Source organism: Sorangium sp. KYC3313 (assembly GCF_052075895.1).
In the GTDB taxonomy this organism is placed as follows: domain Bacteria; phylum Myxococcota_A; class Polyangia; order Polyangiales; family Polyangiaceae; genus Sorangium; species Sorangium cellulosum_B.
Genome location: NZ_CP197255.1, coordinates 5,826,195 through 5,846,732 on the forward strand (window position 1 = coordinate 5,826,195; position 20,538 = coordinate 5,846,732).

Annotated in this window: 14 protein-coding genes; 9 read left to right on the forward strand and 5 right to left on the reverse strand. The window is 73.8% G+C overall.

Features of this window, described 5'->3' with window-relative positions; genetic code table 11:
* Positions 1 to 103 precede the first annotated feature (103 nt).
* Positions 104 to 2,854: an alanine--tRNA ligase gene (gene alaS / locus ACSRUE_RS22725; RefSeq protein ID WP_441292827.1), complete on the forward strand. Its 2,751-nt coding sequence runs from the start codon at positions 104 to 106 to the stop codon at positions 2,852 to 2,854.
* Positions 2,855 to 2,887: 33 nt separating this feature from the next.
* Here alaS and ACSRUE_RS22730 read toward each other — a convergent pair whose 3' ends face one another.
* A complete protein-coding gene (locus tag ACSRUE_RS22730) occupies positions 2,888 to 3,280 on the reverse strand; it encodes a hypothetical protein (protein ID WP_441292828.1) in 393 nt (130 codons plus the stop codon).
* Between the two features lie 869 nt (positions 3,281 to 4,149).
* Between ACSRUE_RS22730 and ACSRUE_RS22735 the strand changes: the two genes are divergently transcribed.
* The 3 genes from ACSRUE_RS22735 (at position 4,150) to ACSRUE_RS22745 (ending at position 8,764) form a co-directional block, all read left to right on the forward strand.
* Positions 4,150 to 6,048 carry an HTH domain-containing protein gene (locus ACSRUE_RS22735; RefSeq protein ID WP_441292829.1) on the forward strand — a complete coding sequence of 633 codons (1,899 nt, stop codon included), beginning with the start codon at positions 4,150 to 4,152 and terminating at the stop codon, positions 6,046 to 6,048.
* A 197-nt stretch (positions 6,049 to 6,245) separates the two neighbouring features.
* Entirely contained in the window at positions 6,246 to 7,133 is an 888-nt protein-coding gene (locus tag ACSRUE_RS22740) for a LolA family protein (protein WP_441292830.1), read from the forward strand.
* Between the two features lie 161 nt (positions 7,134 to 7,294).
* Positions 7,295 to 8,764: a protein kinase domain-containing protein gene (locus tag ACSRUE_RS22745; protein WP_441292831.1), complete on the forward strand. Its 1,470-nt coding sequence runs from the start codon at positions 7,295 to 7,297 to the stop codon at positions 8,762 to 8,764.
* Positions 8,765 to 8,794: 30 nt separating this feature from the next.
* Here ACSRUE_RS22745 and ACSRUE_RS22750 read toward each other — a convergent pair whose 3' ends face one another.
* Both ACSRUE_RS22750 and ACSRUE_RS22755 read right to left on the reverse strand, forming a co-directional pair.
* Positions 8,795 to 9,601 carry a glycerophosphodiester phosphodiesterase gene (locus tag ACSRUE_RS22750; RefSeq protein ID WP_441292832.1) on the reverse strand — a complete coding sequence of 269 codons (807 nt, stop codon included), beginning with the start codon at positions 9,599 to 9,601 and terminating at the stop codon, positions 8,795 to 8,797.
* Positions 9,598 to 10,602 (reverse strand): hypothetical protein, encoded by a 1,005-nt coding sequence (locus ACSRUE_RS22755; RefSeq protein ID WP_441292833.1) that lies wholly within the window; start codon positions 10,600 to 10,602, stop codon positions 9,598 to 9,600. Before ACSRUE_RS22755 ends, ACSRUE_RS22750 begins: the two co-directional genes overlap by 4 nt.
* A 79-nt stretch (positions 10,603 to 10,681) precedes the next feature.
* Here ACSRUE_RS22755 and ACSRUE_RS22760 point away from each other — a divergent pair, with 79 nt between their 5' ends.
* The 5 genes from ACSRUE_RS22760 (at position 10,682) to ACSRUE_RS22780 (ending at position 18,333) form a co-directional block, all read left to right on the forward strand.
* The gene (locus ACSRUE_RS22760) at positions 10,682 to 11,425 is read left to right on the forward strand and encodes a hypothetical protein (RefSeq protein ID WP_441292834.1); all 744 of its coding nucleotides are present in this window, start codon (positions 10,682 to 10,684) and stop codon (positions 11,423 to 11,425) included.
* A gap of 96 nt (positions 11,426 to 11,521) precedes the next feature.
* Complete coding sequence (locus ACSRUE_RS22765) at positions 11,522 to 12,493, forward strand: DNA-processing protein DprA (protein ID WP_441292835.1); 972 nt, start codon at positions 11,522 to 11,524, stop codon at positions 12,491 to 12,493.
* A 127-nt stretch (positions 12,494 to 12,620) separates the two neighbouring features.
* On the forward strand, positions 12,621 to 15,215 hold the full coding sequence (gene topA, locus ACSRUE_RS22770; protein WP_441292836.1) for a type I DNA topoisomerase: 2,595 nt from the start codon (positions 12,621 to 12,623) through the stop codon (positions 15,213 to 15,215).
* 38 nt (positions 15,216 to 15,253) lie between these two features.
* Complete coding sequence (trmFO, locus tag ACSRUE_RS22775; RefSeq protein ID WP_441292837.1) at positions 15,254 to 16,687, forward strand: methylenetetrahydrofolate--tRNA-(uracil(54)-C(5))-methyltransferase (FADH(2)-oxidizing) TrmFO; 1,434 nt, start codon at positions 15,254 to 15,256, stop codon at positions 16,685 to 16,687.
* 158 nt (positions 16,688 to 16,845) lie between these two features.
* Entirely contained in the window at positions 16,846 to 18,333 is a 1,488-nt protein-coding gene (locus ACSRUE_RS22780) for a DUF2330 domain-containing protein (protein ID WP_441292838.1), read from the forward strand.
* A 7-nt stretch (positions 18,334 to 18,340) separates the two neighbouring features.
* Here ACSRUE_RS22780 and ACSRUE_RS22785 read toward each other — a convergent pair whose 3' ends face one another.
* The gene (locus tag ACSRUE_RS22785) at positions 18,341 to 18,556 is read right to left on the reverse strand and encodes a YetF domain-containing protein (protein ID WP_441292839.1); all 216 of its coding nucleotides are present in this window, start codon (positions 18,554 to 18,556) and stop codon (positions 18,341 to 18,343) included.
* Positions 18,557 to 18,617: 61 nt separating this feature from the next.
* Positions 18,618 to 20,510 carry a serine/threonine-protein kinase gene (locus ACSRUE_RS22790; RefSeq protein ID WP_441292840.1) on the reverse strand — a complete coding sequence of 631 codons (1,893 nt, stop codon included), beginning with the start codon at positions 20,508 to 20,510 and terminating at the stop codon, positions 18,618 to 18,620.
* Positions 20,511 to 20,538: the final 28 nt, after the last annotated feature.

Consider the following 20,538-nt stretch of genomic DNA (forward strand, 5'->3'; position numbering starts at 1 on the left):
GCCGGCCCGGCGCAAACCGGCCCGGCGCGCGCGTCTTCCGCCGCGGGCGCGCGTCGAGCAGGCGGAAGCCGCTCTCCGGTCGTGCTAGACCGCGCGTCCTCCTATGTCCATCGCAACGCCTGCCAGCTCTGACCTGCTCCGCCGCACATTCCTCGAGTTCTTCGCCCAGCGCGGGCACGAGATCGTCCCGAGCGCGCCGCTCGTGCCCCAGAACGATCCGACGCTGATGTTCGTGAACGCGGGCATGGTGCAGTTCAAGGACGTCTTCACGGGCAAGGACAGGCGCCCGTACCAGCGCGCCGCCTCGAGCCAGAAGTGCATCCGGATCAGCGGCAAGCACAACGATCTCGAGAACGTCGGCGTCACCGCGCGCCACCAGACGTTCTTCGAGATGCTCGGCAACTTCAGCTTTGGCGACTACTTCAAGGAAGACGCGATCGCCTTCGCCTGGGAGCTCCTGACGAAGGTCTACGATATCTCGCCGTCGCGGCTCGTGGTCACCGTCTACAACGGCGAAGGGGGCTTCCCGGCCGACGACGAGGCCGCGGCGATCTGGCGCAAGGTCACGGGCTTCGGCGACGACCGGATCCTCCGGCTCGGCCTGGCCGACAACTTCTGGACGATGGGTGACGTCGGCCCGTGCGGCCCTTGCTCGGAGATCCACTTCTTCCACGGGAACGAGCCCGACGTCGCGCGCTTCGGCGAGGAGCCGCGCATCGACGGCACGGGCTGGACCGAGATCTGGAACAACGTGTTCATGCAGTACGAGCGCGTCGAGAAGGACGGCCCGCTCGTGCCCCTGCCGGCGCCGAGCATCGACACAGGCATGGGCCTGGAGCGGCTCGCGAGCGTGCTCCAGGGCGTGACGTCGAACTACGACACGGACCTGCTCCGCGGGCTCGTCGACAAGGCCGCCGAGCTCAGCGGCAAGCCGTACACGGGGGGCAGCGCCGACGACGACGTGTCGATGCGGGTCATCGCGGATCACGCGCGCACGGCCGCGTTCCTGATCGCCGAAGGGGTGATGCCCGAGAAGCAGCGGCGCGAGTACGTGCTCCGCCGGGTGATGCGCCGCGCGATCCGCCACGGGCACCGGCTCGGGATCGATCGGCCGTTCCTTCACGAGGTCGCGCTCGAGGTGGTCCGCCGGATGGGCGAGACGTACCCCGAGCTCCGCGACCGGCGAGAGCTCATCGCCCGCGTCACCGAGGACGAGGAGGTCCGCTTCCGCTCCACGCTGAAGCGCGGGATGAAGATCCTCGACGAGCGCTTCGACGAGATGCGCTCGTCCGGCGAGCGGACGCTCCCGGCCGCCGCCGCGGCCGATCTCTACACCACCTATGGCTTCCCGCTCGATCTGACCCAGGTCATCTGCGCCGAGTCGAACTTCGGCGTCGACGTCCCGGGGGCCGAGGCGATCATCAAGGGCGCCGGCGAGGCGGACGGCCCGATCGATCCGACCGCCGCGGTGGATCCCGCGCACCGCGAGGCCCGCGCCAAGCTCGCGCAGCCGGTGGTGTTCACGGGTTACGAGCACGAGGAGGGCGACAGCGAGATCGTCGCGATCGTCCGGGTCGACGTCCAGGGCGAAGGCGACCGGGCGCGCAAGGTCCGTGCGCTGGTCGAGCGCGCGGAGGCGGGGGCGACGGTCGAGATCGTCGTGCGCGAGACGCCGTTCTACGCCGAGTCGGGCGGTCAGGTCGGCGACGCCGGCGAGGTGACGGCGGACGGGGCGCGCGTCGAGGTGAAAGACACGCAGAAGCCGCTCGCCGGGCTGGTCGTGCACGAGGGCGTGGTCAGCGAGGGGGCGCTCGCGGTGGGGCAGCGCGTCCACCTGGCGGTGGACCACGCGGCGCGGTCGGCGACGCGGCGCAACCACTCCGCCACCCACGTCCTGCACTGGGCGCTGCGCAAGGTGCTCGGCGAGCACGCGCAGCAGAAGGGCTCGCGGGTCGGCCCGGACGTCCTCCGCTTCGACTTCACGCACAACCGGCCCCTCACCCGCGAGGAGATCTCGCGGATCGAGGATCTGGTGAACGAGAAGGTCCTGACGAACGCGAAGGTGACGACCGAGATCCTGCCGATGGACGAGGCGCGGCGGCGGGGCGCGATGGCGATCTTCGAGGAGAAGTACGGCGACACGGTGCGGATGCTCACGATGACGCCCGAGGTGGTGGAGCTCTGCGGCGGCACGCACGCGTGCGCGCTGGGGGACATCGGGCTGTTCAAGATCACGAGCGAGGGCGGCGTGGCCGCGGGCGTGCGGCGGATCCTCGCGTCGACGGGGCTGAACGCGCTCGCGTACGCGCGGGGCGTCGAGGCCGAGCTCGCCCGGGCGCGCCAGGTCGCGAAGGCGCAGGGCGGCGATCTCGCCGAGAAGATCGGGAAGATCGTGGCGCACGAGCGGGAGCTCGAGAAGAAGGTCGTCGAGCTCGAGCGCCGGATCCTGGAGGGGGCGGGCCCCGCGCAGGGCGGCGGCGGCGGCATCGACGCGATGCTGGACGGCGCCCGGGACATCGGCGGGATCAAGGTGCTCGCGCGCCGGGTGCCGGACGGCACCAACCCGGGCGCGCTGCGCGATCTCGCGGAGAAGCTGCGCGACAAGCTCGGCGATCGCTCGGCGGTGCTGCTCGGCGCGGCCGTGGGCGACAAGGCGCAGCTCGCGGTGATGCTCTCGAAGGCGGCCACCGAGCGGCTCAAGGCCGGCGAGCTCATCAAGCCGATCGCCCGCATCGTGGGCGGCTCCGGCGGCGGCCGTCCGGACATGGCGCAGGCTGGCGGGACCGACGTGGCGCAGCTCGACGCGGCGATCGCGGCGCTCTACACCGAGGTCGAGCGGGCGCTCGCGCCGTAACGCGTGCTGTCTGCGCGCTGCCGGGACCGTCGTTCAGGCGTCACGCCACTTGGTGCGGGCGAGCGGGAGCAGCTTCGGGGCCTTCCCGCCCCGCGCGGGGCGCGCCGGCAGCCGCGCTGGCTCGCCCGGCGCGGCCGCCCGGGGCCGCGCGCCGCGGGCGTGGGCGCCGATGGTCGCGCGCACGATCGGCGGCAGGAACACGGACTCCAGATCGACGCGCGCGAGCGCGGCCGCGACCGTGGCGATGCGATCCGGCAGCGACGCGTTGGCGTCGACCAGGATGAGCCGCCGGCCGAGCACCGTGCAGAGCCCGCCCCGCGGATTGCGCGCGTCCGACAGGTGCGGATCGAACGCTTCCATCCTGACGGCGATGCCGACCTTGTCCGCCGCCAGGGTGAGCTCGTCGAGCAACCGCGAAAGCTCCACCCACAGAGCGTAACCCTCCTGTCCGGCAGATGGCAAAGCGCAAAAGCGCTGTCGCCCGCGCCGCGCCGCGCAACCGCTGGCCGGGCGCGCCGCGGCCGTGACGACCGCGTGACATCGCGCCGCGCCGTCCGGGAGCGCGTGTCCACGTGCGTCCACGCGCGGTTACGCGCGGTTACGCGTGTTTGCGCAGGATTACGCGTGTTTGCGCAGGATTACGCGCGGTCACGCATGAACACGCGCGGTCGTGTACGGTGATGCCCGGTCCGTCCGGCGCGCTCCGGCCAATCGCTTCCTCCCTCATCGCATAGCGCTCCTCGGCCGCGCGGTGGTGGTGCGGTCGTGCGGCGATGCGGTGAGTTGAGGGAGGGCCTTCGACTCCAGGACATATCGACGCGATCAACACCTCAACAGATCAACGCATCAACTCCTCTTCTCCCGTGGTCTTCTCCCGTGCTCCGGACGGGCCGACATCGGCTCACGCGCCACATCGATGCTCGTCCAGGGGGCCGCGCGCCGTTGACTGCGCGCCGCGCGTTCATCGTTCATCCAGCCTGCCGTCGCCGGCCGCCGCGCGCTCGCCTCGGCGCGGCGCCCGGTCGATCCGGGCCTCGCGCCGCCCGGCCCCCGGTTCCGCGCCCTAGAGGTCGGTCAGCGGCTTCTCTTGAGCCGGATCGCGCGTTCCGTTGACCGCCGTTTCCGAGCATGCTACGAGCAGGCCGTTCCGCGCGTCGTGGTCGAGTGGGAGCGAATGTGCGTTTCCCGGCTGCGGTGGGGTATCCCGCGCGCTTCGTCAGCCACTTTGGACGGGGCGGCCGCGATGGGGACGACGAGGGCGCCCGCCGGGCGGCGCGCCCGAAGGGCGAACAAAGATGACGTTCACGGATGCAGCCGCCGAGGTGCTTCGCCTCATCGGTAGACCGCTTCACTATAAAGAGATCACCGATATCGCGATCGAGAAGAACCTCCTTAGCCACGTTGGAAAGAGCCCAGAGGTGACGATGGGCGCCCGCCTGGCGGCGACGTTGAAGAAGGACACGGCGGACAACCCCCTGGTGCGCGTGAAGCCGGGCGTGTTCGCGCTGCGCGAGTGGGACGAGAAGACCATCAAGTCCGGGCTCGACGGCAAGAAGGCGAAGCGCGGCGGAAAGCCCGAGGCGGCCAAGGCGCGCAAGGACGAGGAGCAGCCGACCCTGTTCGACGCGGGCGCCGACGACGACGCGGTGGAAGAGAGCGAGCTCGGCGCTCCCGCGGCGCTCGAGGCGGAGCGCGGCGCGGTCGAGGTCGAGGGCGGAGCCGCAAACGCGGCGGCGCAGGCCGCGCCTGCGATCGACGATGAGGACGAGGACGACGAGAGGGTCGTGGCCGGCGCGACGGGCGCGGTCGGGCTGAACGGCGTGGACATCGCGGCAGCGCGCGAGCCCGTGCCGCCGCCGACGCCGTCGTCCCCGCGCGCCGCGAGCGCCTACGTCGACGAGGAAGAGGGCGAGCTCGACGACGCGGAGCCGCCGGGCCCGGACGAGGCGATGCGGGCCGAGGCCGTCGCCGGCGCCGCGGAGCTCTTCGACGAAGAGGACGACGACGATCAGCCGATCCTCGGCGGCGAGGACCGCGCGACGCCCGGCTCGTCGGGCGAGCAGGGCGAGGGCCGCCGCCGCCGCCGCCGTCGCCGCCGCGGCCGCGGGACCGCGGAGGCCAACCCGAGCACCGGTGGGCTACCTTCCTACGTCGCGACGCCGGTGTTCGAGGCGCGGCGCGAGAACGGCCGCGAGCCGCCGCGCTCCGACCGGACCGAGCGCTCCGACCGGACCGAGCGCTTCGATCGTCCCGACCGGGCCGAGCGCACCGACCGGGTCGAGCGCACCGACCGGGTCGAGCGCGCCGACCGAGCGGACCGCCCCGACAGCTTCGGCGCCGAGCCCGTCTACCGCGGGCCGCAGGTCATCGAGCTCACGGGCGGCGAAGGGCACGCGCTCGACGACCTGGCCGGCCGTGATCTCGCCGATGCGGTCGCCGGCATCCTCTCGACCTTCGATCGGAACGCGGGCGCGGTTTCGCTCCGGCAGATCGCCGAGACGGCGCAGCGCCGCGGCCGCCTCGTCGGCGACGTGCAGCTCGTGCAGTCCCAGGTCGCGGCCGCCGTGCGCGCCGACAACGCGCGCCGCACCGCCGCGGGGCAGCGGCCCCGGTTCCGCTTCGCCGGCGGCAGGATCGCGCTGACGGACTGGCTGCTGCCGGGCGACCTGGCGCGGCTGGAGCAGGAGGCGCTCGCCGCGGTGGAGCGCTACCGCGACGCCGCGCGGCGCGCCTTCGTGCGCAAGCTCTCCGAGCTCCCGGGCCATGCCTTCGTCGAGGTCTGCGTCCTCGCCCTCGAGCGCATCGGCATCGGCCAGCTGCGCGCGGTGCGCCGCGCCGGGGCGCCGGGCGGCGAGAGCCACTTCTCCGGCGCGCTCCGCACGGCGGGTGACGAGATCAAGCTCGCGCTGGTCATCCGGCGGGACGGCCGCGAGGTCGGCCGCGAGCGGGTCACCGAGCTGCGCGGCTCGCTCCACCACTACGGCCCCGCGACCGCCGGCTGGATCCTGACCGCCGGTCAGATGCTCTCCGGTGCGCGCGAAGAGGCCGCGATCGTGGGGACCGCGCCCATCTCCCTCTTCGATGGGCTCGCGGTGGCTCGCCTCTGCGAGGACAACGACGTCGCCGTCCTCCGCGCCCGCCTCCCGGTCGCGATCCCCGACGTCGATCTGCTCGAGGCGCTCCGGGCGTCCTGATCCCGCTCGCGCGCGTCCGGCCGGGGGCTCGCTCCGGGCCGGGCGCGCGGCCCTCCTCGCGGCCGTCTCCTGGGCCCTCGGCCCTCCCTCGACAACTCTCCTCCACGGCCACGCCCTCGCGCCGCTCCGGCGGTGGATGGGCTCGGCGCCGCTTCCGCGGTTGACGGGCTCGGCGATCCTTGCCAGCGTCCGCGCCCATGCGCCATCGCGCGATCGCCTGGGCAGCGCCCCTCGCCGTGCTCGTGACCGGCTGTGCCTCCGTGGCTCCGCCCGCGTCCCGGTTCCCCACCGCCGACGCGGCGCTCGACCGGATGAAGGCCTCCTATGCCTGCGTGAACGGCGTCCAGGGCACCGCCAAGGTCGACCATTTCTCGCGCCAGGGGCGGCTCCGCGGGGACATGTACATCCTCGCGCTCAACCCGGATCGGGTGCGCTTCGACGTGGTGAGCCCGTTCGGCGCGACGCTCTTCACGCTCACGTCGAATGGCACCCAGTTCCAGATGCTCGATGTCCGGGAGAAGCAGTTCCTGCACGGGCCCGCGAGCGCGTGCAACCTGGCGCGGCTCACCCAGGTGCCCATCCCCGGGCACGCCCTCGTCTCGCTGCTCCGCGGCGAGGCGCCGGTGCTCGCTCACGAGCCGCACGGCGCCTCGATCGCCTGGGACGGCGACGGGTTCTACCGTGTGCTGATCCAGGGCTCCCGCGACGCGGTGGAGGAGATCCACCTCGAGCCGCACCCCCGCGACTTTCTCGCGCCGTGGAGCCAGCAGCGCCTGCGCGTCCGCGAGGTCCGGGTCGCGCAGCGCGGGACGGACCTCTATCAGGTGGAGCTGAGCCATCACGAGGCGATCCGCACCGCGCCGCCGCGCGTCGATCCGGAGGGGATCGACGATCCGATCCCGCCGAGCGGCGGCGCCTGCATGGCCGAGATCCCCCGATCGATCCGCATGCGGGTGCCCAACACCGCGGACGACGTGATCTTTCAGTACAAGGAGGCGAAGTGGAATCCGCCCATCATCTCGGGGGCGTTCACGCAGCCGGTCCCGGGCGGCGTCGTCCGCCGTCATGTCGACTGCCAGGACTAACGTGCTCTTGGCAGGCGCGCTCAGGCGGCTCCTGAAAGGACAATGGCCATCTCGGGTGGCGCTGGCTGGCGTACCGCAGCGCTCGCCTGATGGCGTGGACGCCGCTCGCTCGAGCGTCTAGACAGACGCAATCCACCTCGCCGTGGCGGGAGGAGTCGGCGATGGACGTCGAGCCGGGAACGATCGTCGGCGATAAATACCGCCTGGAAGGGCCGCTCTCGCGGGGCGGGATGGGCTCGGTGTGGCTGGCCCGGCACCTCCAGCTGGGGGCGCCGGCGGCGATCAAGTTCATGGATCCCGAGCACGCGGCCTCGCCGGAGTTCCGCGCGCGCTTCTACCGCGAGGCGCGGACCGCGGCGAACCTCGATAGCCCGCACGTGGTGAGCGTGCAGGACTACGGGATCTGGGGGGCTGTCCCGTACCTCGTCATGGAGCTGCTCCGGGGCGAGGATCTCAGTCGTCGCCTGAGGCGGGTCCGCCGCCTCTCCCTCGCCGAGGCGGCGCGCATCGCGGTCCAGACCGGCAAGGCGCTGCGCCGCGCGCACGAGTCCGGGCTCGTCCACCGCGATCTCAAGCCCGGCAACCTGTTCCTCTCGCGCGTCGACGAGGACGAGGAGATCGTCAAGATCCTCGACTTCGGCATCGCCAAGCAGCTCACCGGCAAGCTCCTCACCGACGAGACCACGAGGACCGGCGAGCTCCTGGGCTCGCCGTTCTACATGAGCCCGGAGCAGGCGCGCGGCGACAGGAACCTCGACGCGCGGAGCGACCTGTGGTCGCTCGGGGTGATCCTCTTCCGCGCGGTCACGGGCAAGCTCCCGTTCGAGGGCGACGTGCTCGGCGCGGTCCTGTCGCGCATCCTCGTCGAGCCGATCCCGCTCGCGACGCACCTCGCGCCCGACGTGCCGGCCGATCTCGATCTCTTCTTCCTGCGCGCCCTCTCGCGCGACAGAGCCCAGCGGTTCCAGTCGGCGCAGGAGATGGTGCACGCCTTCGTCGTCGCGGCGGGCGATCCGGGCATCCCGCTGCCCGTGCCCTCGGCGCCGCAGCCGGCGCCCGTGACGTCGCGCACGGGGACGCTGCTCGGGCTGTCGCCGGGCAGCACCGGCGCGCTGGAGGGCTCAGGGGAGCTCGGCCCGCTCTCTCGACCCGGGGAAGAGGGCCCGCGCCCGCGGCAGGACACGCTCGCCTCGCTGGCCGATCCGTCCCAGCCCGGCACGCTGACGGCGGCGGCGGCCGGGGAGGTCCGCGCGGACCGCAGGCCTCACGCGAGCGCGACGCTCCGCTGGCTCGTGGCGTGCGGCCTGCTGTCCGCGACCAGCGCGACGGTCGCGGTCACGGCGCTGCGGCCCGTCGGCGAGGAGGGCGCCGCGCCCTACCACGTGATCGCGCCGAGCGAGCCCGAGAGCGTGAGCTCGGCCGCGCCGACCCTGGAGGTGGTCCGCGCATCGACCCCTGTGATGGCGCGCTTGCCCCTGGCCGAGGACGTGCCCGCCGCGAGCGCCGCGCTGCCCGCGGCCACGGCGGAGCCGGCTGCGTCCGCCGAGCGAAAGGCCCCGCCGGCTCCGTCGGCCCCGCGCCGGAAGCCGCGCCGCTCGCGCGAGATCATCGACCCCTGGCAGCGAAGGTAGCGCGCGGTCGCGCTGGTCCGACGAGGCCGGCTACGCGAGCGCGTCGCGGATGCGGCGCGGCGCGTCGGTGATGAGCCCGTCGACGCCGAGCGCCGCGAGGTCCTGCGCTTCCCGCGGATCGTTCACGGTCCACACGTTGATCACGCGGCCCTGCCGCTTCAGGAGCGCGATGCGCTCGGGGGACGCGATCGTCCGCTCGATGTGCGCGGCGAGCGCGCCGAGCGCCGGCGCGAGGCGCACGGCCGCGTCGTGGTAGCGGCTGCGGTGCACGAGGAGCGCGCGCGGGACGGCCGGCACCAGGGCGCCGAAGGAGGCGATCATGACCGGATCGAACGAGGAGACGAGCAAGGCGTGGCGCGGATCCCAGGCGCGCACGAGCCGCGCGGTCGCGAGCACGACGGCGGTGCGATCGGGCACGTCCCGCTTCATCTCGATGTTGACGGCGAGCCGCCGGCCGCGCGCGAACGCGAGCACCTCGGACAGGAGCGGCACCCGCTCGCCGCGGAGGTCGACCCGCCGGAGCTCGTCCCAGGGGAGCGCCGCGGCGGCGCGCGGATCCGCGCCCTCGGTCATCCGCGCGAGGTCCGGATCGTGCAGCGCCACGAGCTCGCCCGAGCCGCACACCCGCACGTCGAGCTCGATCCCGTCGGCCCCCTGCGCCGCGGCTTCCTCGAAGGCGGCGAGGGTGTTCTCCGCGGGGGCGCCCTCGCCGCGCACGCCGCGGTGCCCGAAGAGGAGCGGCGCGCGCGTGGCCGCCGCTCCGGCCCGCGCGCGTGATGACGCTGCCCGCCCCGTCTCGCGCGCGCTCCTGCGGAAGCGCTGCTCGGCCCAGGTCACCGCGCGGGCTCCCCGTCGAGCTCCTCGGCGACGGCGCGGGCCGCCTCGCGCGCGCGATCGAGCGCGGAGAGCGGGAAGGACGCCGCGCCGACCGCCGGGTGCCCGCCGCCCTCGTAGCGGCGGCAGATGGGGGCGATGTCGCGATCGCGGGGGACGCCGCACCAGGGGTTGTAGCCGATCGAGAGCTTGTAGTGCTGCTTCTGCCGGGAGAGCGTGACCGAGTACACGCAGTCCGGGTACATCGCGTACGTCATGAACTTGCCGACCGCCTCGAGCGGCGCGTCGGAGAGGTCGACGAGCACCACGCGGCCGAGCTTCCGCGCGCCGCGCGCGATGCGCGTGACGAACGTCTGCCGCGAGACGGAGAGGGGGCGCCAGAGATCCTGGATGTCCGCCTCGCGCGCCACCTCGCTCACGGGCCGCTCGACGAGCCGGGGCACCACGGAGGCGAGGAACGGCCCGTCCCCGTGGTGCTCCACCACGGAGGCGAGCTGCATGATCGGCTCCTCCCGGCTCACGGCGGCCTCGGCCGAGGGGAAGCGCGCGGTGTCGATGAGGTCGGCCCACCGGATGAGCTCATCGGCGCCGGACATCTCGACGCCGAAGTGATCGCGGGCGACGTCCGCGATGAGCTTCGTGCACGAGCCGTAGGCGGCGTCGTAGAAGACCTGAGGCGCGTCGCCCGCGACCTTCGCGCGCGACGCGCCGGCGAGCGCCGCGTCGCGCTCCTCGTCCGAGCCGAACCCGGTGACGTGGTGGTCGAAATACCACGTCAGCTTCTTCGTCGGCGTGTAGCGGAAGTCGAGGATCGCGTTCTCGTCGCCGTCGAGCCACGAAGGCGGGATCATCGTCATGCCCGGGCCGTACCCGCAGGAGCGGTACCGCAGCGCGAGCGGCTCTCCGGGGCGGAGCGCCTGCATCAGGCGGGTGAACAGCGCCGCGCTCGCCATGCCGTCGAAGCAGTGACCATGCGTCGCGACGACGATGACCCTGGGTTTCATCGGGCGAGTGGGTAGCACGACCCACGGCCGGCCGCTCGCAGACCGAGCGCGGCGCGGCGGTTCTGGTAGGCTCCGCGCGGTGCGGCGCGCTCTCGCTCTCGTCGAACAGCATCCGTTCGGGCCGGCGCGCCGCCTGCTCGCTACGTCGCTCGCGCTCGCCGCGTCGGCTTGCGGCGGAGGCCGCGCCGAGGTCCTGCGCCCTAGCCCGCCGCCTCCGCCGCCCTCCGCGCCCGCGCCCGACGCGCCGCGGAACCCGCCGCCTCCGCGCGACGCGCCCGAGCCGGGTCCGGAGGCGTTGCGCCTGTTCCTGAGCCGCGCGGCGGAGCAGCGGCCCGCGGCGAGCGCGCCGGTGCCGCGCGTGACGGCGCTCGCGCTCGCCAACACCGCGCGCGGGGAGGCGAGGGGCATGGCGCCCCTCGGCGACGTCGTGTCGCTCGCGCTCGCGGAAGGAGAGAGCGCCGCGATCCCCGTGCGCGTCCCGCGCGGTGAGTGCGCGGTGTTCATCGCGCAGGGCGGGCTCGGCGTGATCGAGGTCGATCTCTTCGTCACGAAGGGCGCGCCGCCCGCGCTCGAGATCGTCGCCCAGGACGCGGATCGCGGGCCGGTCGCGGTGATCGGCGGCCGGGGGGCGTGCCTCCCGGCGCCCGGCGCCGCGCCGCTCGCCGTGGAGCTCCACGCGCAGGTGCGGCGCGGCGCGGGCGTCGTGCTCGTCCAGGGCTTCCTGGGCGCGCGCCCGGCCCCGCCGCCCGGCGCCGCGCCGCCCGGCGCGACCCCGCCCGACACGGCGCCGCCGAGCGCCGCGCCCCGCGTGCCGCCCCGGTAGCGCGGCGATCGCGCCGGGGGCGGGCGGCCGCCCGCTCCTCGTGCCGCGGTCCTCATTTCGCGCAACTCGCCCCGGGCGTCGGTCGACACGCCGCGTATGGCGTCGATCGAGATCCAGCCCGCAGATCCATCCTACCCCGCGCAGCTCTGGGCCCTCGTGACGGAGACCGAGGCCGCGCCGCCGACGCTCTACCTCCGCGGCGCGCTCCCGGCGCGCCCGGGCGTCGCGATCGTCGGGACGCGCGCCGCGAGCGACGAGGCGCTCCGGTTCACCCGCGCGCTCGCCGCGGCGCTCGGCGAGGCGGGCTTCTCGATCTGGTCGGGCGGCGCGCGCGGCGTCGACGCCGCCGCGCACGAGGGCGCGCTCGACGCGCGCGCGCCGACGGTCGTCGTCGGCGGCGGCGGCCACGCGCACCCGTACCCGCGCGAGCACACGGCGCTGTTCGCGCGCGTCCTCGCCGCGGGCGGCGCGCTGCTCGCGCGCGTCCCCGACGACACGCCGCCGCTGCCGGGGCTGTTCCTCCAGCGCAACGCGGTCCTCGCCGCGCTCACGCTCGCGACCGTCGTGGTCGAGGCGGGCATCGAGAGCGGCGCCCGCTCCGCCGCCGCCGCGGCCCGCCGCCTCGGCCGCCACCTCTGCGTCGTCCCCCACGCCCCGTGGAGCCCGCGCGGCGTGGGCTGCGCGCTGGAGCTCGTCTCCGGCGCGCGCCCCATCACGCGCGCGGCCGACGTCATCGACGTCCTCGGCGGGCAGGCGCCGCCGCCCCGCCGGCGGGCGCGGCGCCCGGCGCGCAGCAGGTCGCCCGGCGGGGGCACGCTGCCGCTCCCCGAGGCCGCCTTCGGGGCGCCGACGGGCGTTTTGCCCGAGGAAAGCGGGCCACCTCCGTCGATGAGCGCGGCCGAACGCGCGGTCCTCGACGCCCTGGACGCCCGGCCGGCGCACGTGGATGAGGTCTGCGAGAGGACGGGGCTTCCGCCCAGACGCGCCGTGGAGGCACTCTTGACGTTGACGCTCCAGGCCGTAGTAGTAGAGGGGCCCGCCGGGTTGTTTCGGCGGGCTCTTCGTTGAAGGGGCGCGTCGGCTCACCCTGCCCAGTGCGGTTTCGGGTGGCCGCCTCCTCGCGGGGGGGCCTCCCTCGCACCGAAGGGCGCCCTTCAATCCTCACAAGCCCGATCTCGTTGCTCAGAAGGTGGTGATGGCCAAGACGCTCGTCATCGTGGAGTCGCCGGCGAAGGCGAAGACCATCAAGAAATATCTCGGCAACGGGTACGAGGTGTTCGCCTCGAAGGGGCACGTCAAGGACCTGCCCAAGAAGCAGAACGCCGTCGACGTGCAGAACGATTTTGCCGAGACCTACGAGGTCATCGAGGGCAAGGAGAAGGTCCTGGAGGAGCTGAAGTCCGCCGCGAAGAGGGCGGACGAGGTGCTCCTGGCGACCGACCCCGATCGCGAAGGGGAGGCGATCGCGTTCCACATCTCGGAGGAGATCAAGAACCCGAAGCTGAAGGTGGCGCGGGTCGAGTTCCACGAGATCACGAAGAAGGGGGTCGACCACGGCGTCCACAACCCCCGCAAGCTCGACGAGAACCTGTACGACGCGCAGCGTGCGCGGCGCGTGCTCGACCGCATCGTCGGCTACGACGTCTCGGCGCTCGTCTGGTCGAAGCTCGCGTTCGGCCTCTCGGCGGGGCGGGTGCAGTCGGTCGCGCTGCGGCTCATCGTGGACCGCGAGCGCGAGGTCGAGGCGTTCGTCCCGGAGGAGTACTGGAACATCGCGGTCGGCCTCGGCGCGGCGAGCCCGCCGCAGCGCGCCCCGTTCGTCGCGAAGCTCGCCTCCGCCGACGGCAAGAAGCTCGAGGTGACGAACGGCGAGGTCGCCGGGAAGGTGCGCGCCGACCTCGAGACCGCCCGCTACAAGGTGGCGAAGGTCGTGCGGCGCGAGCAGAAGCGCAACCCGCCCGCCCCGTACACCACCTCGAAGCTCCAGCAGGACGCGACGAACTACCTGCACTTCGGCGCCAAGCGGACGATGCAGATCGCCCAGGCGCTCTACGAGGGCATCGACCTCAAGCGCGACGGCGGCCCGGTCGGCCTCATCACGTACATGCGTACCGACTCGACGCGCGTCAGCGACGACGCGGTCGCCGAGGTGCGGGGCGTGGTCGCGAAGCGGTACGGCAAGGAGTTCGTCCCCGAGCGCCCGAACGTCTACAAGTCGAAGAAGAACGCGCAGGACGCGCACGAGGCGATCCGGCCGACGAGCGTCGAGATCCACCCGGACTCGATCAAGAAGCACCTCAAGGACGAGCAGTACAAGCTGTACAAGCTCATCTGGAACCGCTTCGTCGCCTCGCAGATGACCCCGGCCGTGTACGACCGCACGACGGTCGAGATCGACGTCGCGCCGACGGTCGCGGCGCCCGCGTACCGGAGCTACCTCGCCCGGGCGACCGGGCGGATCCTCAAGTTCGCCGGCTGGCTGCAGGTGACCGAAGGCCAGCAGGAGTTCGCCGGCGAGGAGGAGAGCGCAGGCGCCGCCGCGGAGGGCGGCGCCGCAGCGCCGGCGCCCGAGGCGACCGCCGCGGAGGCGGAGCGCGCGGCGCCGGGGCCGTCGGCCGAGGAGGACTCGGAGGCGCTCCTGCCCGACATGAAGGAGGGCGAGGCGCTCGCCGTGTCGCCCCCGGGGGTCATCACCGACCAGAAGTTCACGCAGCCGCCGCCCCGCTACAACGAGGGCTCGCTCGTGCGCGAGCTGGAGAAGCGCGGCATCGGCCGCCCGTCGACGTACGCCGAGATCATCAGCAAGGTGCAGCAGCGCGCGTACGTCGAGAAGCGGGACGGCGGCGCCTTCCAGCCGACGCTCCTCGGGAAGTTCGTGGTCGACGGCCTCGTCCGGTCGAACCTCGACATCATGGATCCGAACTTCACGGCGCAGATGGAGGAGGAGCTCGACGCCGTCGGCGCCGGCAGCCTGAAGCGCGAGCAGCTGCTCAAGACCTTCTACAAGAAGTTCAGGGAGCAGCTCGACAAGTCCAAGAAGCTCGCGCCGTGGAAGCCCGAGGCGGAGAAGACCGACATCGTCTGCGACGAGTGCGGGTCGATGATGCTCAAGAAGTGGGGCAAGAACGGCTGGTTCTTGAGCTGCGAGCGCTACCCGAAGTGCAAGGCGACGCGCGACCTGTCCGACGCGCGGGGGACCGCCGCCGTCCGCGAGACCGACATCTCGTGCGACAAGTGCGGGAAGCCGATGATCATCAAGACGGGCCGCTTCGGCGACTTCCTGTCCTGCACGGGGTACCCGGCCTGCAAGAACACGCGCCCGATTCCGCTCGGCGTCGCGTGCCCGAGCTGCGGCGGCGATCTCATCGAGATCCGGCCCCGCAAGAAGGGCGGGCGCACCTTCTACGGCTGCTCCAACTGGAACGCCGAGCAGAAGTGCGAGTTCAAGCTCTGGCAGAAGCCGGTGCCGGTCCCGTGCCCGCAGTGCGGCGCGAAGTTCGTCACCCGCACCGCCGGCAAGAAGGCGATGCTCGTCTGCGCGACGAAGGACTGCGGCTTCAAGCAGGAGATCGTCGAGGGGGAAGGGGAGGACGGCGCCGCCGACGGCGCCGCCACCCCGGACGCCGCGGCGGTCGTCGCGAGCGCCGCCCCGGCGCCGGCCGTCCGGCCCGCGCCGGCGGAGCCCACGCCGGCCGTCCGGCCCGAGGCCGCTCCGCAAGGGGCCGGCGCGGCCCCCGGGGCCGCCGAAAAGCCCGCGCGGGCCGTGCGCGCCCGCCGCACGGCGAGCTAGGAAGCCCGCAAGACCCCCCCCCCACCTAGGTGAGCTGTATGAACGGAGCGGAGAGCCCGCACGACGTCGTCGTCGTCGGAGGCGGCCTGGCCGGTTGCGAGGCGGCGTACCAGCTCGCGCAGCGCGGGCTGCGCGTGCGCCTCGTCGAGATGAAACCTCACCGGCGCACGCCTGCGCAGACGAGCGATCGGCTGGCCGAGCTCGTGTGCTCGAACTCGCTGCGCGGCGCCGCGCTGAGCAACGCGGTGGGGCTCCTCAAGGAGGAGCTCCGGCGCGTGGGCTCGCTCGCCTTGCGGTGCGCCGACGAGACCTCGGTGCCGGCCGGCGGCGCGCTGGCGGTCGACCGCGAGCGGTTCGCCGAGGCGATGACGCGGGCGATCGAGGCCCACCCCCGGATCACCGTCGAGCACCGGGAGGTGACGGAGATCCCCGCCGACCGGCCCGTGATCCTCGCGACGGGGCCGCTCACCTCCGACGCCCTCGCGGCGAGCCTCGCCGCGGCCGTCGGCGCCGAGCACCTCGCCTACTACGACGCGATCGCGCCGATCGTCAGCGCCGACTCGATCGACTGGTCGCGCGTGTGGAAGCAGTCGCGCTACGGCAAGGGGAGCGCGGTCCGCGGCGACCGGGCCGCGCAGCGGGAGCAAACCGCGCCGCCGGAGCGGGCCGCGCCGGCGGAGGACGCGGCCGAGCGCCGCGACGACGCCGAGGCCGGCGACGAGGCGTACGTGAACTGCCCCTTCGACGAGGCGCAGTACAAGGCGTTCGTCCAGGCCCTCGTCGCGTCGGAGAAGGTGGAGGCCCGCGCCTTCGAGGAGGTGCGCTACTTCGAGGGGTGCCTGCCGTGCGAGGTGATGGCGGCGCGCGGCGAGCAGACGCTCGCGTTCGGGCCGATGAAGCCGGTGGGGCTCACCGATCCGCGCACAGGCCGGCGCCCCTACGCGGTGCTCCAGCTGCGCCCGGAGGACGAGGCGGCGACGGCGTACAACCTGGTCGGCTTCCAGACGCGCATGAAGTACGCCGAGCAGCTGCGGGTGTTCCGGATGGTGCCCGGCCTCGAGGAGGCCGAGTTCCTCCGCATGGGCTCCGTGCACCGCAACACCTTCGTCGACGCTCCGGCGCTCCTCGGCCCCGCGATGGAGCTCCGCGCGCTGCCGGGCGTGCACCTGGCCGGCCAGATCTCGGGCGTCGAGGGCTACGTGGAGAGCGCCGCGGCCGGGTTCGTGTGCGCGATCCTCCTCGCGCAGCAGCTGCGGAACGAGCCGCTCCGGCCGCCGCCGCCCACGACGGCCCTCGGCGGCATCCTCACGCACCTCGGCAGGAAGCAGCCCACGTATCAGCCGTCCAACATCACCTGGGCGCACATCGCGCCGCTCGATCCAGCGCACGGCAAGCTGCGCAAGCGCGCCCGCTACGAGGTGATGGCCGAGCGCGCCCTCCGCGACCTCGACGCGTGGTGGGCCGCGGGCTGACGGCGGCTCGCCACGCGCTCGCATGGCAGGCGGCGCGCCAATCGTGCGCAGGCTGCCCGCAAGCGCGCAGGCTCGGATAGCCTGGCGGTGGTGCGCCGCGCGCCGCCCGCGCGCTTCGAGAGCCCGCCCGCGCGGACCCGCGCCCATGGAGGTAGCCGATGAAACTTCGCTTGTTCGCGCTCCTTGCGCTCGCCGTTCCTTCCGCGACGCTCCTGTCGCCGCGCGAGGCGCTCGCCTGCGGCGGGTGCTTCGCCCCGCCCACCGAGACGACGGTCGTCAACGCGCACCGGATGGTGCTCTCCGTGTCGCCCGTCCAGTCGGTGCTCTGGGATCAGATCCAGTACTCCGGCGATCCGAGCGCGTTCGGGTGGGTGCTCCCGGTGAAGCGCGGGGCGATCCTCGAGGAAGGCTCGGATGCCTGGTTCGAGACGCTCGACGCGGCCACGTCGGTGCGCATCACCGCGCCGAGCTCCACCTGCGCGCGGAGCGGCGGGGGCTGCGGCGCGAGCCTCAGCTCCGCGGACGCGGCGGGGAGGGCGTTCGGCGGCGATGACGTCGTGGTGCTTCACCGCGGCACCGTCGGTCCGTACGACACCGTGACGCTCGCGACCGATACGCCCGGCGTGCTGAACGCGTGGTTCGACAAGAACGGCTTCAACGTCGACGAGTCCACGCAGCCGATCCTCGATGCCTATGTCGACGAGGGCTTCGACTTCATCGCCATCAGGCTCCAGCCGGGCAAGGACGTGAAGGAGATGACGCCGGTGCGGGTCGTCACGCCGGGGGCGAACCCCGCGCTCCCGCTCCGGATGGTCGCCGCCGGGACGGGCGCGAACGTCGCGATCACCCTCTTCACCATCAGCGAGGCGCGGCTCGCCCCCGAGGGGTTCGCGGCCGCGGCCGTTCCCATCGACCTCCTCGCGTGGGACTTCGCCTCGCAGGAGTCGAACTACGGCGTGCTCCGCGAGAAGGCGATCGCGGCGTCCGACGGCGGCCGCGCGTTCCTCACCCCCTACGCGCAGCAGGGCTCGCTGTTCTCGCCCGTGTCGAGCCCCGCGGCGCCGTTCGGCGTGCGCTACACCACGAGCGGCTCGACCACCCCGGTCGACACGATCGCCGCCGCGTTCGCCCAGCAGGGGCTCGCCAACGGCGAGACCGGCGAGGTCCAGGACGCCGCGTGCGCCGTGCGCTTCGCCGAGATCGCGACGGAGAGCCGCGCCGTGGCGAACCCGTGCCCGGCCGGCGTCCCGCTGTCCGATCCGCGCTGCGGGGAGGTCGCCGCCGACCAGATCGACGCGCGCGAGCTCGCGTGCGGGGAGCTCGACGACCTCGCGATCGCGATGGTCGGCCTGCACCCGAAGGACGTCTGGCTGACGCGTCTCGAGGCGAACCTGCCGCGCGCCGCGCTCGACACGGACCTCGTCCTGAGCCCCGCGCCGCAGGAGCGGGTCGACAACTGGCTGCGCGCCCGCGTCAGCGTCCACGCCGACGTGCTCTGCGGCGCGGCGATCCCGGTCCTCGACGGCGACCGCCCCTCGCGGACCCGCGGGCAGGGCACGCTCGTGGGCATGACGCTCGGCGCCCTCGCCCTCGCGGCGGCGATCGCCCGACGCGGCGCGCGCCGCCTCGCCTCCCGCCCGGCCTGACCGGCGCTCACACGCCTTTGTCCCGCGTCCTGGCCCGGGCGACGGGCAGGGCGTGGCCCTGCTCCGGGACGATGGTGAGCGCGCCGTCCGCCTCCAGGATGGCCCATCGCACCTGGGAGAGGTGCTCCGGCCCGCTCTTGTGCATCTCGGACAGGATCTCCTCCGGCTGGATCCGCTCGCGATTGCACGCCTCCTCCAGGATACGGCCCTTCGCGACCAGCACCGTGGGCGAGCCGTCGATGACCTCGGACGCCGCCCCGCCCGCAGGGCCGGTATCCGGTCCGCTACGGCGCCGCTGGAGCGCTCGAAGAGCCCTCCGCTGCGCCGGCATCCGCGGCCGGCGGCGCCTCCTCGGTGGCCGCCGGAGGGGGGTCGCCCGGCTCCTTCTCGGCCGTCCCGGCGTCATCGTAGACCTCCACGGCGCTCGTCGACGCCTCGGCGGCCGGCGGGCAGGCCGCTTCGCCGCCTTCCCGGCCTCCGCCAGCCGGACAGCCGGCGCTCCCCGGCGCCTGCGCCGAGCCGGCGGAGGCCGGCTGCGCAGGCGAGGCCGGCCCCTCCGCGCCCGCGCTGGGCCCGGACGACCCGGGCGACGCGCTCGCCGCCGGCGCCGTCGGCTTCCCGGCCGCGGCCGGCGCGCTCGCCGCCGGCGCCGCGATCGCAGCCCGCGCGGCCGGCGCCTGAGGCGCGGGGACCGCGGCCTTCAGCGCGCGCGCCGGGCGCGACGGCGTGGGTCCGACCGGCGGCGCCGCGCTCTCCTGCGCCGCGCCGGCCGGACGGGACGCCTCGAGCGCTGGCGGCGCCGGAGACGGCGCCGCGGCGACCATCGCCACGGGCTGGACCAGCGGCGCCGGCGTCGGCTCGCCCGCGCGACCCGCCGTGCCCAGCGCGACGCTCCACACCCCTGCTCCCGCCAGGGCCACGAGCCCGGCCGCCGCGACGCCGCGGAGCGGAAAGCGCTCCCGCCACGACGACCGCGGCGAGGGCGACGCCGCCCCCGGCAGATTCACCATCGCGGTCGCCTCGGACCACGCGCGCTCCCCGCTCTCCTCGATCCCCTTGCGCTCCGCCGTCCCCGGCGCGCCGTGACCCGCCGCCGCCCCCGGCGCGCCGTGACCCGCCGCGGCCGTCGCGGGCAGCTGCAGCTCCAGGGAGTCGTCCGCGCGGCGCGAGTGCAGCGTCGGCGCGGAGCTCACCGCATTCAGCCGCGGCGACGGCGACGGGATCTGGCTGGCCCGCTCGTCCAGCCATTGCGCGCGGAGCGACGCGCCGCACACGTCCTCCGAGACTCCCCTCGAGACGAGCCACGCCGCGAGCGCGCTGCCCAGCTCGCGCATGCTCCCCCAGCGATCCGCCGGATCCTTGCGCAGCCCGCGCTCGATGATCGACCACAGCGCCGGATCCGAGCCGCACCGCTCGACGAGCGAGCGCACCGGATCCTGGACGATCGCGCGCAGCGTCCCGAACCCGTGCTCCCCGGCATACGGCGTCTCGCCCGCGATCGCCTCGTACAGCATCGTGCAGAGCGCCCAGATGTCCGCGCGATGATCGATGTGGCCTTGTCCCAGCGCCTGCTCCGGCGGCATGTACTGCGGAGTCCCGATCACGGCCGCGCCCGTCGATCCGGACTCGGGCTCGGTCCACGTCACCTTCGCGATCCCGAAATCGACGACCTTGGGCCTTATCCGCCCGTCGCCCTGATGCGCGAGCATCACGTTGTCCGGCTTGAGATCCCGGTGAACGACGCCCCGTTCGTGGGCCGCGTGCATCGCGCTCGCGACCGGCAGCAGGACCGCGAGCGCCACCTCGGGAGCGAGCCGGTGCTCGCGGCAGAGCACGTCCCGGAGGGCCTCGCCCTCCAGGAGCTCCATCACGATGTACGGGGTGCCGCCCGCGGTCTTGCCGAGATCGAAGACACGCACGATCCCGGGGTGGCTGAGCTTCGCCGCGGCCCGCGCCTCGCGCAGCAGGCGCTCGGCGATCGCGGGAGAGCGCATCTCCGGCCGCAGCACCTTGATGGCCACATTGGCCTCGAGCGCCGTGTTCGTGGCGACCCAGACAGACCCCATCGCGCCCTCTCCCGCTTTGCCGAGGAGCTGGTACTTCTCGCCCACCACCGTGCCCACCTCGAAGCATTCGCCTGAGGTGTGCTCGAACGCCTGGGTCATGTTGCTCGACATGCGCTCTCCTGCCGTCTGCTCCGGCCAT

Bases quoted from the DNA above. Each gene is read 5' to 3' on its own strand.
- topA (WP_441292836.1), top strand. From the start codon at position 12,621: ATGGCCAAGACGCTCGTCATCGTGGAGTCGCCGGCGAAGGCGAAGACC.
- ACSRUE_RS22765 (WP_441292835.1), top strand. From the start codon at position 11,522: ATGGCGTCGATCGAGATCCAGCCCGCAGATCCATCCTACCCCGCGCAG.
- ACSRUE_RS22735 (WP_441292829.1), top strand. From the start codon at position 4,150: ATGACGTTCACGGATGCAGCCGCCGAGGTGCTTCGCCTCATCGGTAGA.
- trmFO (WP_441292837.1), top strand. From the start codon at position 15,254: ATGAACGGAGCGGAGAGCCCGCACGACGTCGTCGTCGTCGGAGGCGGC.
- ACSRUE_RS22740 (WP_441292830.1), top strand. From the start codon at position 6,246: ATGCGCCATCGCGCGATCGCCTGGGCAGCGCCCCTCGCCGTGCTCGTG.
- ACSRUE_RS22755 (WP_441292833.1), bottom strand. From the start codon at position 10,602: ATGAAACCCAGGGTCATCGTCGTCGCGACGCATGGTCACTGCTTCGAC.
- alaS (WP_441292827.1), top strand. From the start codon at position 104: ATGTCCATCGCAACGCCTGCCAGCTCTGACCTGCTCCGCCGCACATTC.
- ACSRUE_RS22780 (WP_441292838.1), top strand. From the start codon at position 16,846: ATGAAACTTCGCTTGTTCGCGCTCCTTGCGCTCGCCGTTCCTTCCGCG.
- ACSRUE_RS22790 (WP_441292840.1), bottom strand. From the start codon at position 20,510: ATGTCGAGCAACATGACCCAGGCGTTCGAGCACACCTCAGGCGAATGC.
- ACSRUE_RS22745 (WP_441292831.1), top strand. From the start codon at position 7,295: ATGGACGTCGAGCCGGGAACGATCGTCGGCGATAAATACCGCCTGGAA.